Source organism: Francisella sp. AG1 (assembly GCF_057683165.1).
This window is the reverse complement of sequence record NZ_CM173135.1, coordinates 621672-639966: the sequence shown is the minus strand read 5'-3', so window position 1 is coordinate 639966 and position 18295 is coordinate 621672. Positions and strand designations below refer to the sequence as shown.

The following is an 18295-nucleotide window of genomic DNA, read 5'->3' as shown; positions in this document are numbered from 1 at the left end:
AAAACATACTTCTTCATCTAATTTTGCTCGGCATTATAGTCCAAAACATATAAAGTAATAAATATAAAAATATCGATAGCAAGCAAACATTTTGCTACAATATGTTAATTAAGAATATATATCTGGCCAGCATGTTATCATTAGTAGGCAAAACTCCCATAATTAAACTTAAAAATAACAAAAATAAACACAATATCTACGCAAAATGTGAATGGTTAAATCCAACAGGAAGTATCAAAGACCGTGTCGCACAATACATACTTCAAAAGCTAATTTTAAGCAAAAAAATCCAACCAAATCAACCTATCATTGAAGCTAGTTCTGGAAATATGGGGACATCTTTAGCTGCAATTGGGAAATTATATAATCATCCAGTTCACATCACCTGTCCAGAGAAAACAGGTAATATAAAAAGAGCAATGATTGAAAATCATGGCGCTCAGCTTACAATATGTAAAAATACGCCTGACTTTCAAGATCCCGAATTTTATGTAAATAAAGCTAAACAATTAGCAACTGATTTAAATGGTATATTTATTAATCAATATGATAATATTCTAAATACTGAGTGTCACTATAAAACCACAGGTCAAGAGATTGTCAGTTATTTTCTAACTCAATTGCTTAATATAGATTACTTTATAACTGTAGGTGGATCTGGAGGAACTGTCACAGGGTGTTCAAAGAAGATAAAAGAAATTTTCCCTAATTCTAAGGTTATTATGCCTGATCCTAAAGGCTCTGTATATTATGATATTTTTTACCATGGTAAAACTATTAAAGAAAATATCTATAGCTATAAAGTGGAGGGTCCAGGTAATCCAGTATTTTGTAAATCTATGGATTTATCTTATATCGATGAAATATCACAATTTACTGATAAACAAGCCATTCAAGGCTGTCTTAATTTAGCTAATGAGCAAGGTATATATGCTGGCCATAGCAGCGGTGCAAATTATTTTACTGCCATGAAATTAATAGAAAGACTACCTCAAGATAAGAACTATAACATATTGATAATGATCTTAGATAGTGGTATGAAATACAATTTTGACTAACTATATATTGTAAAACAAGCTAAACTGTATTATGTAACTATATATTAAAGGAGCAAATAGTATGCCAGGAATATTAATAAGTTTTATTTTACTTCTGATCTCTGTTTTAACTGCATGGTTCAATAGACGATGGGCAGTGATAACATTTTGTATCTTTCTTATTATTATGGGATTAGTATTTTTGCATCATACAACAAGTCATTTATCTATCTATTTATAAATAGGAGCTTATAATGAAAAAAAATACCACAAATGATTTAATTAAAGCTTTAAGCGCCATAGAAACTACTGGTATAGTCATAATAATAGTTATGGCTTTTTTCTTTCAGTTTGTAATGGATGAAATACCTTGCCCTCTATGTCTCTTACAAAGATTAGGACTATTAGCAATTGGGTTTGGATTTCTATTAAATATGCGTTTTCATATACGTCCAAGTCACTATGCACTATCATTATTATCAGCAGTACTTACATCATTTATATCACTTAGACAAATAGCTCTACATGTCACAGACCCTGTTGGTTATGGCTCAATAGTTTTAGGTATGCATATGTATAGTTGGGTATTTGTAATATCAATGTTGGCTATTATTTATATTGCGATAGTAATTTCATATCCTAAGCAATATGAAATTCATGAAAAACCTCAAGAAGTTTCCGAAGCTAAGAATAAAAAAGTACGTTTGCTTACTCACATAATATTTATACTTTTTATTCTAGTTATTTTTGCTAATTTAATTTCTGCTTTTTTTGAATGTGGACTATATGAATGTCCAGATAATCCATTAAACTATACTCTAATATAAGAAGTAATCACAAAGAATCAAACTAATAAATTACCTTAAACTTTTAAGTCATTGATTAATATTTTTTATTAAATATACAATTTTCTTTTTTAGATACCGAATAATTATCATTTAAAGAATCTATATTATCATCAGAATAAACTATACACATTCAGAATATGCTATTACAATAAGATATCACCTTATTGTTTTCAAAATCACCTAAGCTAACTTGTGAGCACCATAATGCTGGATTAGAAACAGAAATAAATACAATATTTTTTACCATCTATTTTAGATTATTTGAAAACAAATTAGCATTACACTCAATTTGTAGTATAGCACCATCATTTTTATTAACATAACAATCTCTAATATACTAGATACTTTCATTTTTTATCGTGAATCAAGTTAAGAGGTATATGACAAATTTAAAGTTATTCCTAGAAATAAACCCTATTCAAATATATCTGATAAATTAAAACACTTCAACAAGCAAATAGTATCTAAACATAAGTAAAAAGCTATGTGATTATAAGTATAAATCCCTTTAAACGCAAAAAGCCCCGGTAGAGGATATCTACTGGGGCTTTAATATGTTGCTCTTGTTGTTGAGACTTTAATATTCGAAAAAGATGGCGACTACCTACTTTCACCTGGGCAATGCCAGACTATCATCGGCGTGTTATAGTTTCACTTCTGAGTTCGGAAAGGGATCAGGTGGTTCCTACAAGCTATCATCGCCAAAACTATGTTTTGGGCATAAAGATATTTAACAATTCAGCATAGAAATAGACTTAAGTCTCTCGGATCATTAGTACTGGTAAGCTTCATACATTGCTGTACTTCCACACCCAGCCTATCAACGTCGTAGTCTCCAACGTTCCTTACTAGCTTATAGCTAGAGAGATCTAATCTTGAAGGAGGCTTCACGCTTAGATGCTTTCAGCGTTTATCCCGTCCGAACGTAGCTACCCGGCAATGCTTCTGGCGAAACAACCGGAACACCAGTGGTTCGTTCACTCCGGTCCTCTCGTACTAGGAGCAACTCTTCTCAAATCTCTAACGCCCACGGCAGATAGGGACCGAACTGTCTCACGACGTTCTGAACCCAGCTCGCGTACCACTTTAAATGGCGAACAGCCATACCCTTGGGACCTGCTTCAGCCCCAGGATGTGATGAGCCGACATCGAGGTGCCAAACTCCTCCGTCGATATGAACTCTTGGGAGGAATCAGCCTGTTATCCCCGGAGTACCTTTTATCCGTTGAGCGATGGCCTTTCCATACAGGACCACCGGATCACTAAGACCTACTTTCGTACCTGCTCGAGCCGTCACTCTCGCAGTCAAGCGCACTTTTGCCTTTATACTCTTAGCATGATTTCCGACCATGCCGAGTGCACCTTCGTACTCCTCCGTTACTCTTTAGGAGGAGACCGCCCCAGTCAAACTACCCACCATACACTGTCCTCGAATTTCTCCTGAGTTAGAACTTCAAATATTCAAGGGTGGTATTTCAAGGACGACTCCACTTAATCTAGCGACCAAGTATCATAGTCTCCCACCTATCCTACACATAAATATTCAAAGTCCAGTGCAAAGCTGTAGTAAAGGTTCACGGGGTCTTTCCGTCTAACCGCGGGTACACAGCATCTTCACTGCGATTTCAATTTCACTGAGTCTCTGGTGGAGACAGTGTGGCCGTCGTTACGCCATTCGTGCAGGTCGGAACTTACCCGACAAGGAATTTCGCTACCTTAGGACCGTTATAGTTACGGCCGCCGTTTACTGGGGCTTCGATCCAGAGCTTCGCTTGCGCTAACCCCTTCAATTAACCTTCCAGCACCGGGCAGGCGTCACACCCTATACTTCATCTTACGATTTAGCAGAGTGCTGTGTTTTTGATAAACAGTCGCAGCCACCTGGTATCTGCAACCCCCAACAGCTCAGAGAGCAAGTCTCATCACCATCAAGGGCACACCTTCTTCCAAAGTTACGGTGTCATTTTGCCTAGTTCCTTCACCAGAGTTATCTCATAGCCTTAGTATTCTCTACTTACCCACCAGTGTCGGTTTAGAGTACGGTCGCTTATACAATATACTTAGAAGCTTTTCCTGGAAGCTTGGTATCAATAGCTTCGTCAAACAAGTTTGACTTCGTCTCGTACCTCAGATCAACAAGATGCCGGATTTGCCTAGCATCTCTACCTACATACTTTTACCTGGACAACCATTCGCCAGGCCTACCTAACCTTCTCCGTCCCTCCTTCGTTCATATAAGCGGCACAGGAATATTAACCTGTTTCCCATCGACTTCACTCTTCAGCTACGCCTTAGGGGCCGGCTTACCCTACGTTGATTAACATTGCGTAGGAATCCTTAGGTTTTCGGCCAATAAGAATCTCACTTATTTTACGTTACTCATGTCAGCATTCGCACTTCTGATACCTCCAGCAAACTTCTCAATTCACCTTCATCGGCTTACAGAACGCTCCCCTACCATATATATTATCTACATATCCGCAACTTCGGTGCATAGCTTAGCCCCGTTAAATCTTACGTGCAGGCCGACTCGACCAGTGAGCTATTACGCTTTCTTTAAAGGATGGCTGCTTCTAAGCCAACCTCCTGGCTGTCTGGGCCTTCCCACTTCGTTTCCCACTTAGCTATGACTTGGGGACCTTAGTTGGCGGTCTGGGCTGTTTCCCTTTCCACTACGGACCTTAGCACCCGCAGTGTGTCTCCCGTGATTGAACTTGATCGTATTCTGAGTTTGCATCGAGTCAGTAAGGTCGTAAAACCCCCATCGTCGAAACAGTGCTTTACCCCAATCAGTTATACACGAGGCACTACCTAAATAGTTTTCGGGGAGAACCAGCTATCTCCGTGCTTGATTAGCCTTTCACTCCGATCCACAGCTCATCCCATAATTTTGCAACATTATTGGGTTCGGTCCTCCAGTTAGTATTACCTAACCTTCAACCTGGCCATGGATAGATCGCGCCGGTTTCGGGTCTACTCCTAGCGACTATACGCCCTATTAAGACTCGCTTTCGCTACGGATCCCTTATTCAGTTATCCTCGCCACTAAAAGTAACTCGCTGACCCATTATACAAAAGGTACGCAGTCACATGTCTACACATGCTCCTACTGCTTGTATGCAAGCGGTTTCAGATTCTATTTCACTCCCTTTATAAGGGTTCTTTTCACCTTTCCCTCACGGTACTAGTTCACTATCGGTCATTCAGTAGTATTTAGCCTTGGAGGATGGTCCCCCCATATTCAGACAAGGTTTCTCGTGCCCCGTCCTACTTGTTCGTATGCTTAGTTCCACATGGTATATTTCGTATACGGGACTATCACCCTCTATCGTCAAGCTTCCCAACTTGTTCTACTATATATCATGCTAAATCATACCAGGCTCTTCCCACTTCGCTCGCCGCTACTATGGGAATCTCAATTGATTTCTCTTCCTAAGGGTACTTAGATGTTTCAGTTCCCCTCGTTCGCTCTACACTCTATGACGAGTGAGTAACTAGGTTGTCCTAGTTGGGTTCCCCCATTCGGAAATCTCCGGATCATAGGTCATTTACCACCTAACCGAAGCTTATCGCAGATTAACACGTCCTTCATCGCCTCTGAATGCCAAGGCATTCACCGCTTGCACTTATTCTCTTAAGTCTATTTCTATACTAAATTGTTAAATATCTCTATTATCATGCAAATAAAATAATGGTGGAGCCAAGCGGGATCGAACCGCTGACCCCCTGCGTGCAAAGCAGGTGCTCTCCCAGCTGAGCTATGGCCCCAAAATTCTGGTGGGTCTGAGTAGACTCGAACTACCGACCTCACCCTTATCAGGGGTGCGCTCTAACCAACTGAGCTACAGACCCGTTATCTTATTTACACTAAAATATATTATCTACAAACACTAAGTCAAATCCTCTGAATCAATAGCTAAAGCTTATTTCTATTTTTTCGTATTTCCTTTAAGGAGGTGATCCAGCCGCAGGTTCCCCTACGGCTACCTTGTTACGACTTCACCCCAGTCATGAATCACTCCGTGGTAAACGCCCATTCGTTAAGCTATCTACTTCTGGAGCAACCCACTCCCATGGTGTGACGGGCGGTGTGTACAAGACCCGGGAACGTATTCACCGCAGTATTCTGACCTGCGATTACTAGCGATTCCGACTTCATGCAGTCGAGTTGCAGACTGCAATCCGGACTAAGAGTACCTTTCTGAGTTTCGCTCCATATCGCTATTTCGCAGCCCTCTGTAATACCCATTGTAGCACGTGTGTAGCCCTGGTCGTAAGGGCCATGATGACTTGACGTCGTCCCCACCTTCCTCCGCCTTGTCAGCGGCAGTCTCAATAGAGTACCCAACTTAATGATGGTAACTATCAATAGGGGTTGCGCTCGTTGCGGGACTTAACCCAACATTTCACAACACGAGCTGACGACAGCCGTGCAGCACCTGTCACTGCGTTCCCGAAGGCACCAATCTATCTCTAGAAAGTTCGCAGGATGTCAAGACCAGGTAAGGTTCTTCGCGTTGCATCGAATTAAACCACATGCTCCACCGCTTGTGCGGGTCCCCGTCAATTCCTTTGAGTTTTAGCCTTGCGGCCGTAGTCCCCAGGCGGAGTACTTAACGCGTTAGCTACGCCACTAGATCCTTTACACCGAATCCAACAGCTAGTACTCATCGTTTACAGCGTGGACTACCAGGGTATCTAATCCTGTTTGATCCCCACGCTTTCGTCCCTCAGTGTCAGTATTAGTCCAGAATGTTGCCTTCGCCATTGGTGTTCCTTCTGATCTCTACGCATTTCACCGCTACACCAGAAATTCCCCATTCCTCTACTATACTCTAGTTTGCCAGTATCAAATGCAGTTCCAAGGTTGAGCCCTGGGCTTTCACATCTGACTTAACAAACCACCTACAGACCCTTTACGCCCAGTAATTCCGATTAACGCTCGGACCCCCCGTATTACCGCGGCTGCTGGCACGGAGTTAGCCGGTCCTTATTCTTTGGGTAACGTCCTTCCCATGAGCTATTAACTCACAAGCTTTCCTCCCCAACTAAAGTGCTTTACAACCCTAGAGCCTTCTTCACACACATGGTATTGCTGGATCAGGCTTTCGCCCATTGTCCAATATTCCCCACTGCTGCCTCCCGTAGGAGTTTGGACCGTGTCTCAGTTCCAATGTGGCTGATCATCCTCTCAAATCAGCTATAGATCGCGGCCTTGGTAGGCTCTTACCCCACCAACAAGCTAATCTAACGCAGGCTCATCCATCTGCGGCAGCACAAAGGCCACCTTTAATCCACAGATATTATGCGGTATTAACAGTCGTTTCCAACTGGTATCCCCCTCAAATGGGTAGATTCCTACGCGTTACTCACCCGTCCGCCACTCGTCAGCAAAGAGCAAGCTCTTCCTGTTACCGTTCGACTTGCATGTGTTAAGCATACCACCAGCGTTCAATCTGAGCCAGGATCAAACTCTTCAGTTTAATCTAATTTCTGACTCTAACTACTGATACTCAAATTCATTAACAAAGTGTTTGTATATAACATATCTATTAAATATCTTCCGAAACCTTGGCTTCTCAACCGTTTGGATCACTCCCAACCGGTGAAGACATATAATACGCATCACCCTTCCAAATTGCAAGCACTTTATTGAACTTTTTTGGGTTTTTTAGCTTTTTTTTGTAAAACACCTCTTTTACATTTTGAATTACTATTAACATAAAATATACCTCATCTAGCTTGGATATAAATTAATTATATGAAACTACATAACAATTATGACTCAAATCTACTCATATATACCTATTTAATAGGTCAGCCTTTAGAATAACCTTATAAAAAAAGTTTCATCAAGGAGCTTTCAAGCTCCCTTTTACTATTAGATTTAAATTTTTCTTTTAATTGATCTATATATTGCTCTATAGTTCTATAAGATAAATATAAAGATAATGCGATTTCTTTAGCTGTTTTGTTTTTAATTAATAGTAAAGCAACATCTTTTTCTCGACTAGTTAGCTCAATATCACAAAGATCTAAAATAAAACTATCTTTATTAAAGTCATATAAAGTATCAGAATTAGAAACATTTAACTTCATATCTTTAGAATATACTTTATCAGCATTAAGTTTCTGAATGATTTCATTGGCTCTTCTATTGAAATAAGGAACAAATTTTGTAATCTGGCTAATATTTAAAATGAGACTTCTATATCTAGCCTGACTATAGTTACTCGTACCTAAAAAATAAAACTCACAATCATTACCTACTCTATTAATTATAGTGACTCCTTGATAAATACCAAATTTATTCGCTTCAGAGACAATATTTTTATGACTTGTAACAGTTGACCAAATAAAATAACTAGATTGATATTTATCAGCGCTTAATTCAAAAATACTTTCTAAATAAAGTTTTTTTGATAAATAATGTTTATACCATTTAGAATTATTACATAGCCTTATTTGACTGTCATCGGCAAAAGTTTTATGAAATGTAAAACAATCTAAACCAAAATGGTTTGAAAGAGGTTTAATTATAGTATTGACTATTTCTGTATATTTTAAAAATGGACTTCTATCAAAATCTAACTCTGCCCATGAATCTATAGTAATCATATTAGTTTTTTGTATCCGTATTTGATACGGATATTATAACCATTTAAACCTGAGCATACTATAAAGACACAATATTAGCATCACATTAATAAGAGGATAAATAATGACTATACAAAAACATATAGGTTTGGGTAAATTAAAAACAACTAGAATAGGCTATGGAGCGATGGGGAGTTCAGAATTCTACGGTAATATTAATATAGACGAAGCAATTAAAACAATGCGAAGTTATATAGAAGTCGCTGGTAAACATGCAATGATTGATACAGCAGATACTTATGGGTTCGGTGAAAATGAATGTTTGGTTGGAAATGTTATCAAAAAATATAAGCGAGATGAAATCGTACTGGCAACAAAAGGTGGAGTAATTAGAGATAAAAATGATTCAACTAAAAGGGGTGTTGATACGAGTCCAGAATATATTAAAAAAGCTTGTTACAAAAGTCTAGAAAGATTGGATGTTGACTATATCGATTTATATTATTTACATAGATTAGATGATAAAACACCTATAGAAGAAAGTATAAAAGCTCTTGTTGAATTGGCTCATAAAGGAGCAATAAAATATTTTGGACTTTCAGAGCCAAAGGCTGAGACTGTTGAAAAGGCATATAACTACCTTAAGGAAAGAGGTGAACAAGATCTTTTTGCGGCTATTCAAACCGAATATTCCTTATGGTCTAGAGGTGTTGAGTATGATGGTGTTTTAGAATTGTGTAGAAAATTTGATATTGGATTAGTAGCTTATAGCCCATTGGGTCGAGGCTTCTTAACAGGTAAGATAGATTCTAAAGATGATTTCAAAGAAGATGATTATAGGAAAGATTTGCCAAGATTTTCAGATGAAAATATCGAAAAAAACAAATTAATTCTTGATAAAATGAAGACTGTTGCAAAAGAGTTGGACTGTACTCTACCACAATTAGCTTTAGCATGGTTACTAAGGCAGAAAAATATTGTACCTATACCTGGCACTAAGCGTGAGAAATATTTATTAGAAAATATAAAAGCAATTGATATAAACCTTTCAAATGAAAATTTATTATTTTTAAATGATCTACCAAAGGCTTATGGTTATCGTTATCCAAAAGCAGCCATGGATCATTTCAAATATACAGATTAATTTTGTAACTTATAATCAATCCCTATAGCACAGTATGCTTTCAACAACATTGTAAAATAACGATTTTAGAAAAACTCTACCAAAATTTTCAACACAAAGCTACTCTAAAAACAAAGAAATTATCGCAAAACTAAAAAACCATCACAAATAGACTAAACATACCTTTATAAACCCTAGCTCTACTATGGCTTATTTCACAAAATATTTTAGTAATCCCTAGGATGAGAAGAGCTTCAAGAGTAAAAAGTGCTTTGACAGCTTATAAAACAATATTAACTAAAGATATAGTTAATCCGATAGTTATTTGACAATAATGTTATAATATTTAGAAAAAATGTCATCATATAGCCAAGATTTCAGAGATATCGTAATAACTAAATATAAAGAAGGCCTAACAGACAAAGAGTTAAGTAATTTTTTTAATATAGATATCCGTACTACTAGATCTTGGATAAACTTATACGAGACAACTGGTGATTATAAATCTAAGCAAGGCTTGGGTTGCGGTAGAGTAGCAACCTTTACAGATAAGGAAGCGATAGAAAGCTACTTAAGAACATATCCAGATGCAATGGCTTTAGATATTAGAGAAGCATTAGCTCCTGAAATACCTAGAAGCACATTTTATGATTGTCTTACCAGACTTGGTTTTAGTTTTAAAAAAAGACACCTAAATATAAGCAAAGAAAAGAACAAGATAGGCAAAGTTTTATAGAGGTTGTTGAGACTATTGAACCTAACAAACTTGTATATTTAGATGAAATGGGTATGGATAATAAACAGTCTGTACTAAGAGGATGGTCTCTTGTTGGTAAACCTAGCTATGGTGAAGTTATTGCTTATCAAACTCAGAGAAAAAGTATAGTTGCTGGTTATAACTATTTAGAAAAGAAGATTATAGCACCGCTAGAGTATACTGGATATACAGATACTCAAATTTTTAATCAGTGGTTTGAAGAGCATTTATGTCCTGAGTTAATTCCAAAGACTACTGTTGTTATGGATAATGCTAGTTTTCATAAATCTCCTAAATTGGCTAAAATAGCAGAGAAGTTTGATATACAGATACTATACCTTCCTACTTATTCTCCTGATTTAAATCCTATAGAAAAAATTTGGGCCAATTTTAAAAGAATTTTAAGAAAAGTAAATAATTCTTTTGATAATTTATCTGATGCTATTACTCACGTCTTTAGCACAATATTATCAGATTAACTATATCTTCGATGAAATCAACACTATATGCCCTACTGGAGCAACTTTTGGTACGCGCCATTCTCAACAGGCTATGTAAACACACGGTTTTGAATAACAACTACTAATAGAATAAAGTACCAAATATTATAGCCAAGATTGAAATATCTTCTTAGTATAGACAAATTTAGATCCACAAAATTTATATAACCTATTAAAAATTGCATAGAATTATTATTTTTTGATAATTCTACGATCAAAATTATTTGTTATATTCGACTTACATGTAACAAAACGCTATAGCAAAAATTAAATTAATTTAAAACAAGTTAATTTTTAATATATATATTTAGAAAGCATTTTATTTAAATTTTATTTGCTTTAACTTTTTTAATGATCATATAATCGAATTATAAAAGAGGTAAGTATATATTTACGAATATAGACAAGGAGAATACCAATGAAAAACAAATTCAAAATACTTTCGACCTTTATATTAACTCTTATGGGGTCAGCAACATTTGCTAACTGCACGATGGATGAAGCCAAAGATGGCTGGAGCGGATCTATTAGGTTTCACTGTGATAAAAATACAAACCTTATGGAAAATCCTATAAATTTTGAACTAACTAACGGCGTTCAAACTGGAAGCATCTGGGGACTACCAGGTAAAAATAGTGTTGTAAAGAATGGTAATAAGGTTTCTGTTACTGTTGAAAAATGGTGGCCTGAAGGACAAGGTTATATTTTACCTGCCAATAAGCCAGTAGTTCTTTCCTTCTCTCCAACCAATGTTGTAACCTATGATGCAAATTATGCTCCAGATTTTGAAGTTAAGAACTTCAATATAGGCATGGGTGATGTGCAAGAAAAAGCAACTATTACAATTATACTACCTGCTAAACCTAATTATATTACTGATCAATCGCTTCCTGATATAATACTTTATAATAATGATGAGATTAAAATTGCTGAGATTACTGATGCAACCTGGGGTTCTACAGTTTCTATTGAAGTTCCAGCCGGTGATATCAAAATAGTAGTTCCAACAATTAATGGCGCCAAAGGCATCGTAGACAATGCTAATTTTTCTGTTAATAAAGGCGAAGTTAAAACTGTAAAAGTAAACTATGAACAACCAGCGTCAGCTGAAGAGGGCTCTGTAGTATTATCCGCTGAAATAGAAATTAACACTACTAAAAAACCTACTTTTACTATAAAAGATGCTCAAGATAACATAATTACACAAGGTATGCTTAACTTTAACAACCCTATTACTATCAATAATCTTCCCGCCTCTGAAAATGGATCTAAATATACTATACTTACAAGTGAATTATCAGATAGTGGAGCTATCTATAAAGCAGATCCAGTCATAGTAAATATTACCAAATTCAATACAACTAAAGCCTCTTTGAAATTTGAAAAACAAGCTATAGCTACCCAAGATATTACTATTAATGTAAATGGCTTGCCAAATCAACAAACAGCTACTCTCACTCTAACTAATGATAAGGGTGATAAACAAGAAATTACTCTTGATAAGAATGGTAACTATGATATTAATATTCCAAAAGATAATTCTAGCTGGACTATAACTACCACTTCAATTAATGGCTACAGAGTAGCAACATCCCCTTCCTCTTTTACAGCTAATCAAAATAACCAAAGTATTAATATTAGCTTTGAACAACAAGCCCCTATCGAAGCTGATAAAAAAATTATCGGTTACTGGGAAAATTGGAAGGCTGCCTTACAAGCCCCTACTGGCACATCAAATAGTGATGCTGCTTACTATAATAATGATATCGCACCATATACTCATGTCTTATATTCATTTTTAACCCTAGCAAAAACTCCTAATCCTGATAATCCCTCTAATACCGAATGGGGTGGCTCTGCTATTTATGAATCTATGACTGCAAAAGATGTATTAGATATTATGAAGCAATATCCAGAAGGAACTAAAGATTGGGAACGTGTCGATAATTGGCAAAGAAAGAAAATTGATGCATTAATCGAATCTGTACATCAGAATAATGGTAAATTTATATGGGCCTTAGGTGGATGGTCTGATTTACAGCAAACAATTAGTCCAAGCCAAGTTGATAATCTAGTAGAACAACTTGTTGCTTTACTAAAAATTTCTGGTGATGGTATTGATTTTGACTGGGAACATATTAATCAACTTGCAAATGGTCAACCAAACCCTAATGCCCAAGAAGAGCAAGCAGTACTAGCTGAAACAATACTTAAATTACGTCAAAAACTTGATGCTGAAGGTATGCAAGATAAGCAAATTGGTTACACAACTCGATTTAATGCTTTTATGTCTGATAGTAAAAAATATGGCTTTCCTGGGTTTAATTCAGATGGCGAAGGTATTGCTATAGATGATTGGTTAAGAGCTAATGGTAGTTCATTAAATAAAATAGTCAACTGGGTCAATATAATGGCTTATGATGTTAATCCAAACTATATGCCAAACGGTGAAACATGGAATATAGATATTTATAAAGATGTTCTAAATACATTTAAATCAAGACTTGATCCAAATCTAATTGTCTTAGGTTTTGAACCTGGTGGGCAAGCTGCCAGCGGACAATGGGAAGGTATGGAAGTAGATAAAAAAGCTATCGACTATGTTGCCAGTAATAACTATGGTGGTAGTATGTTCTGGGCAATAAATCAACCGCCTTATAATAGCACAGAAAATACTGGGCTAAATTCTGACATATTAGCTGATTATTCTAGAGAGCAATTTAATCTAGACTAATCGCTTTATCTTTAATCTGTATTTATTTAAATTTTTATTTCAAAATCAAATACTTTCCCATTACTTTTTTAAAAACTCTTTTATTACTTTTTATATCAAATAGTTCCAAATTTGCTTTATCTTATATATATTAGATTAGTTAGATATTTATGTTACTTAATTTAAAGGAGTTCTACTGTGAATAAAAATTTCTATAACAATGTAAACAATAAAATCCAAGAAATTAAAGATGGCGGCACATATAAGAGTGAAAGAGTAATATCTTCGCCGCAAGCACCTGTAATTAATTTAGAAAATGGTGATACTCTTATTAATTTTTGTGCAAATAATTACCTAGGTTTTGCCAATAATTCCGAAATAGTCTCTTATGCAAAAGCTCATATAGAAGAATGTGGTTACGGCATGGCATCTGTAAGATTTATTTGTGGTACCAATAGCGTTCATAAAGAGTTAGAAAAAGAATTAAGTGCTTTTTTTGAATTTGAAGATACTATCTTATACCCTTCTTGCTTTGATGCAAATGCTGGTCTTTTTGAAACTCTACTTACAAAAGAAGATGCTATTATTAGCGATTCTTTAAATCACGCTAGCATTATTGATGGCGTTAGACTCTGCAAGGCAATGCGTTTTAGATATGTAAATAATAATATGCAAGATCTAGAAGATAAGCTAATAGAGGCTGATAAAGCTGGTGCAAGATTTAAGATGATAGCTACAGATGGTGTATTTTCTATGGATGGGATTATTGCAAACTTAGAAGCAATCTGTGACTTAGCTGATAAATATAATGCTATTGTTATGGTTGATGACTCCCATGCCTCTGGTTTTGTAGGTGAAAATGGTAAAGGATCTATCGAGCACTGCAATGTAATAGGCCGTATAGATATATTAACCGGCACACTTGGTAAAGGCCTTGGTGGAGCATCAGGAGGATATATCTGTGCAAAAAAAGAGATTGTCGATTTATTAAAAAATCTATCAAGACCTTACTTGTTCTCTAACTCTCTTGCTCCTATCATCGCTAAAACATCTTTAAAAGCCCTCGAAATAACTAAAGAGTCAAGTAAATTAAGAGAGCAGCTGCAAGCAAACCAAGCAAGATTTAGAGCAAAAATGTCTGCGGCTGGCTTTGATTTAATACCTGGTGAACACCCTATAATTCCTGTAATGATTTATGATGAGAAAAAAGCGGCTGATTTTGCTGAGAAACTTTTAGATTATGGAATCTATGTTATTGCCTTCTCTTACCCTGTAGTACCTAAAGGCAAAGCCCGTATTAGAACACAGATGTCTGCAGCACATACATTTGAGCAAATTGATAAAGCTGTGGAAGGTTTTACAAAAGCTGGTAAAGAATTAGAAATTATATAAATATATAGGATTAACAAAAATGAAAGCATTATCTAAATTGAAGAAAGAACCAGGAATATGGATGATTAATGATGTAGCAATTCCTGAATATGGTCATAATGATGTATTAGTAAAAATCAGAAAAACTGCTATATGCGGAACTGATCTACATATCTATAACTGGGACAAATGGTCACAAGAAACTATCCCTGTACCAATGATTGTAGGTCATGAATTTGTAGGTGAAGTCGCTGCAAAAGGAGATGGGGTTCAAGGATTAGATATTGGTGATAGAGTATCTGGAGAAGGTCATTTAGTATGTGGACAATGTCGTAACTGCAGAGCTGGTAAGCGCCATCTTTGTAGAAAGACTATCGGTATTGGTGTAAATGTTCAAGGAGCATTCGCAGAATATATGGTCATGCCTGAATCAAATATATTTAAAGTTCCAGATACAATATCTGATGATATTGCTAGCATCTTTGATCCTCTTGGCAATGCCATCCACACTGCCTTATCATTTAATTTAACGGGAGAAGATGTTCTTATAACAGGGGCTGGACCAATTGGCCTTATGGCTATAAAAATTGCCAGATTCAGTGGTGCTAGAAGAATAGTAGTTACTGATGTCAATGAATATCGCCTAAAAAAAGCAAAAGATTTTGGAGCAACTTTTGTACTAAATGTAGCACCATATAAAGATCAAGAGAGCTTAGTAAAAGAAATGCGCAAAATAATGTCTGGAATTGGTATGACTGAAGGATTTGACGTAGGCTTAGAAATGTCTGGTATAAACTCTGCTATTTCAATGATGCTAGATGTCATGAATCATGGTGGTAAATTATCTTTATTAGGAATATCTGCTGGTGATATCTCTGTCGATTGGGGAGCTATATTATTTAAAGGATTAACCCTTAAAGGTATATATGGCAGAGAAATGTTTGAAACATGGTACTTAATGTCTAGTATGATTCAAGCAGGAATGGACATGAGCCCCGTTATAACTCACAGACTCCATATTAATGATTACCAAAAAGGTTTTGAGATCATGAAAGAAGGTAAATGTGGTAAAGTAATATTAGATTGGAGTAGCTAGTGAAAAAACCCCAGTATTCAAACTCTACAAAAATAGATCTACAGTGGGTATTTACTCTATTTGGAACTGCAATAGGCGCTGGACTACTATATCTTCCCATACAAGCTGGTGACAGTGGTCTATGGGCATTAGTTACTGTACTAGCTCTTGCTTTACCACTCACCTATTATTCACATAAAAATATGTCTAATATCGTACTTTTGGCAGATGATGGAGGAATTACAGATGTATTTACTCACAATCTTGGCAAATTCTTAGGCCTAGTTTGTGTTGTTTTATATTTTCTTGCGATATTCCTAAATATGCCCATGTACTCTATTGGGCTTAATAGTGAATTAAGTAATTTTCTATTAAATTATAATATCGTAAATATAGATCTTTCTACAAACATATGGTTTAGTTTTGGGATTTTAATTGTACTATTAACAATAGTCTCTTTTGGAATCAATATTATCCTTAAATTTATGCAACTAATAGTTATTTTCCTAATCATTCTCGTGATAATTCTATCTATATACATAATTCCTAACTGGAACTATAAGTTTATAACTGATAATCATTTTAGTATAGTTGGATACATAACTGGTGTTTTAATGGTATTACCAATTCTTGTACTATCGATGAATCACTCGCCAGTAATATCAAGCCTTGTAATTTTTTATAGAGATTATGTAAAAATAGAAAGATCAGAAGAAAAAGAAAAAATTTATAAAATACTAAAAATAAATGCAATTATACTGTTCATTTTTGTACTTATGTTTGTAATATCATGCCTTCTGAGCACAACTGTAGAAGATTTAAGTAGAGCTAGTGCAAATAACCTATCTATAGTAACTTTAGTCCAAGAGCAACATCCGAGTATGTTATTAAATATATTAGCCCCTATGATAGTTTTTACAGCTATTATTAGCTCATTTATAGGTTGCTATATTGGGTCAAGAGAAGCTCTTAGGTATTTATTTAAATATTTCTTCAAAGATATCTGCAAAATAAAAATACCTGACTCTTTGATAAATAAAATATGCATTAGCCTTATATTTATAGTTTTATGGATATGTACAATATCTAATTTCAAAATACTCAATATAATAGGTATCTTAGTAGCACCTACTGTAGCATTTCTTTTATATGTTTTACCTGTGATTATTATTTATAAAAATATTAAATATAAGGCCTATAGAAAAGTTATTCTGGATTCAACTTTATTTATTATGGGATTAATTATCATATTTGGTTATGTTATTGGGTTACTAATTAAATAAACTCTTCTCTTATTTAAATTGCCAATTTACAAAATCTAAATCATCATTAGTGGTGATCTTAATATTATTTCTTGAACCTTCCACAACTACTGGGTTTATACCGTATAACTCCAGAGCTGATGCTTCATCTGTAATTTTATCAATTAGATTATTTGAATAACAAAAATCAAAAGATTTCTTCAGTTGACCTAATCTTGATAATTGTGGCGTCTGAGCAAGCCATATGTTATTACGATCAATAGTTTTTGCTATAATATTTTTTGTAATAACACTTTTTACAGTTTCAAAAGCTTTAACAGCAAGTATACCTGCTTGAGAATGAGAAAGCTTAGTTTCATTATATAATTTTTTAATACTACAAATATCAACACACGGTCGTGCAGCATCATGGACAAATATCCAATCGCTATTATTACAACTATCAAGAGTCTTTATACCATTATAAACACTCTCAAAACGTGTATCTCCACCCGCACAAACTTGAACTCTAGGATGTTGATAATATAAAGAATTTACCCAAAAAGAATCTTTCGAACTAATAGCAATTATAATCTTATCAAAAAAATCCATATCAATAAGTTTCGCTATAGTGTTATCAAGTACAGATTTATCGTTAATAAGCTTATGATATTGCTTAGGAATATCTAACTGCATCCTACTGCCAATTCCGGCAGCTGGTATTATCATATATTTATTCGACACTATAGAATACTTCTCCTTGTTTTACCAAACCCATATTTCCACGAGCTAGGCTCTCAAGTACTTCACTATTTTTACGCAATGAAACTACCTCTGAATATAACTGTGCATTTGTTTGAGATTTTTGTTTAACCTCTTTGGTTTGTATAGTAACAGCTTTTTGCAAAGCATGATATTTTATAATACCAGTATTACTAAACCAAAGGTTATACTGCAAAACAATTATTAATAATATAACTGCGGTTATAAATATATAAAAAAAAGAATTAGATTTAGTGCTCATGAAACAATC

At 35.3% G+C, this 18295-nt stretch carries 12 protein-coding genes, 2 tRNA genes and 3 rRNA genes; 9 read left to right on the top strand and 8 right to left on the bottom strand.

Annotation, left to right across the window (positions count from 1 at the left end):
* Positions 1–131 precede the first annotated feature (131 nt).
* The 3 genes from ACR0PV_RS03175 (at position 132) to ACR0PV_RS03165 (ending at position 1864) form a co-directional block, all read left to right on the top strand.
* The gene (locus ACR0PV_RS03175) at positions 132–1058 is read left to right on the top strand and encodes a PLP-dependent cysteine synthase family protein (RefSeq protein ID WP_488173550.1); all 927 of its coding nucleotides are present in this window, start codon (positions 132–134) and stop codon (positions 1056–1058) included.
* 61 nt (positions 1059–1119) lie between these two features.
* Positions 1120–1278: a DUF5993 family protein gene (locus ACR0PV_RS03170; RefSeq protein WP_488173549.1), complete on the top strand. Its 159-nt coding sequence runs from the start codon at positions 1120–1122 to the stop codon at positions 1276–1278.
* 13 nt (positions 1279–1291) lie between these two features.
* Positions 1292–1864 carry a disulfide bond formation protein B gene (locus ACR0PV_RS03165; protein ID WP_488173548.1) on the top strand — a complete coding sequence of 191 codons (573 nt, stop codon included), beginning with the start codon at positions 1292–1294 and terminating at the stop codon, positions 1862–1864.
* A 612-nt stretch (positions 1865–2476) separates the two neighbouring features.
* Here the strand turns inward: ACR0PV_RS03165 and rrf are convergent.
* The 6 genes from rrf to ACR0PV_RS03135 all read right to left on the bottom strand — a co-directional run bounded on the left by rrf (position 2477) and on the right by ACR0PV_RS03135 (position 8503).
* Positions 2477–2591 (bottom strand): 5S ribosomal RNA (gene rrf / locus ACR0PV_RS03160).
* 45 nt (positions 2592–2636) lie between these two features.
* Positions 2637–5525 (bottom strand): 23S ribosomal RNA (locus tag ACR0PV_RS03155).
* Positions 5526–5577: 52 nt separating this feature from the next.
* Positions 5578–5653 (bottom strand) — tRNA-Ala (locus ACR0PV_RS03150).
* Between the two features lie 7 nt (positions 5654–5660).
* Positions 5661–5737 (bottom strand) — tRNA-Ile (locus ACR0PV_RS03145).
* A 97-nt stretch (positions 5738–5834) separates the two neighbouring features.
* Positions 5835–7368: ribosomal RNA gene (locus ACR0PV_RS03140) — 16S ribosomal RNA — on the bottom strand.
* Together the 16S, 23S and 5S rRNA genes with 2 tRNA genes alongside form the textbook arrangement of a ribosomal RNA operon.
* A gap of 352 nt (positions 7369–7720) precedes the next feature.
* Entirely contained in the window at positions 7721–8503 is a 783-nt protein-coding gene (locus ACR0PV_RS03135; protein WP_488173547.1) for a LuxR C-terminal-related transcriptional regulator, read from the bottom strand.
* A 103-nt stretch (positions 8504–8606) separates the two neighbouring features.
* Between ACR0PV_RS03135 and ACR0PV_RS03130 the strand changes: the two genes are divergently transcribed.
* The 6 genes from ACR0PV_RS03130 to ACR0PV_RS03105 all read left to right on the top strand — a co-directional run bounded on the left by ACR0PV_RS03130 (position 8607) and on the right by ACR0PV_RS03105 (position 17304).
* Entirely contained in the window at positions 8607–9626 is a 1020-nt protein-coding gene (locus ACR0PV_RS03130) for an aldo/keto reductase (protein WP_488173546.1), read from the top strand.
* 334 nt (positions 9627–9960) lie between these two features.
* Positions 9961–10841, top strand: a protein-coding gene (locus ACR0PV_RS03125) for an IS630 family transposase (RefSeq protein WP_488173545.1) whose coding sequence is annotated in 2 segments (ribosomal slippage) — positions 9961–10285 and positions 10285–10841 — 882 coding nt in all. Because the reading frame shifts where the segments join, the coding sequence is not laid out codon by codon here.
* A 439-nt stretch (positions 10842–11280) separates the two neighbouring features.
* Positions 11281–13596: a glycosyl hydrolase family 18 protein gene (locus ACR0PV_RS03120; protein ID WP_488173544.1), complete on the top strand. Its 2316-nt coding sequence runs from the start codon at positions 11281–11283 to the stop codon at positions 13594–13596.
* 177 nt (positions 13597–13773) lie between these two features.
* Positions 13774–14967, top strand: coding sequence for a glycine C-acetyltransferase (locus ACR0PV_RS03115; RefSeq protein WP_488173543.1), 1194 nt, complete (start codon positions 13774–13776; stop codon positions 14965–14967).
* Positions 14968–14986: 19 nt separating this feature from the next.
* Positions 14987–16042, top strand: a complete 1056-nt coding sequence (gene tdh / locus ACR0PV_RS03110) for an L-threonine 3-dehydrogenase (protein WP_488173542.1) — start codon at positions 14987–14989, stop codon at positions 16040–16042.
* Positions 16042–17304, top strand: coding sequence for an amino acid permease (locus ACR0PV_RS03105; protein ID WP_488173541.1), 1263 nt, complete (start codon positions 16042–16044; stop codon positions 17302–17304). Before tdh ends, ACR0PV_RS03105 begins: the two co-directional genes overlap by 1 nt.
* Positions 17305–17313: 9 nt before the next feature.
* Here ACR0PV_RS03105 and ispD read toward each other — a convergent pair whose 3' ends face one another.
* Entirely contained in the window at positions 17314–18006 is a 693-nt protein-coding gene (gene ispD / locus ACR0PV_RS03100; protein ID WP_488173540.1) for a 2-C-methyl-D-erythritol 4-phosphate cytidylyltransferase, read from the bottom strand.
* The gene (locus ACR0PV_RS03095) at positions 17996–18286 is read right to left on the bottom strand and encodes an FtsB family cell division protein (protein ID WP_488173539.1); all 291 of its coding nucleotides are present in this window, start codon (positions 18284–18286) and stop codon (positions 17996–17998) included. The genes ispD and ACR0PV_RS03095 overlap by 11 nt, the downstream gene beginning before the upstream one ends.
* Positions 18287–18295: the final 9 nt, after the last annotated feature.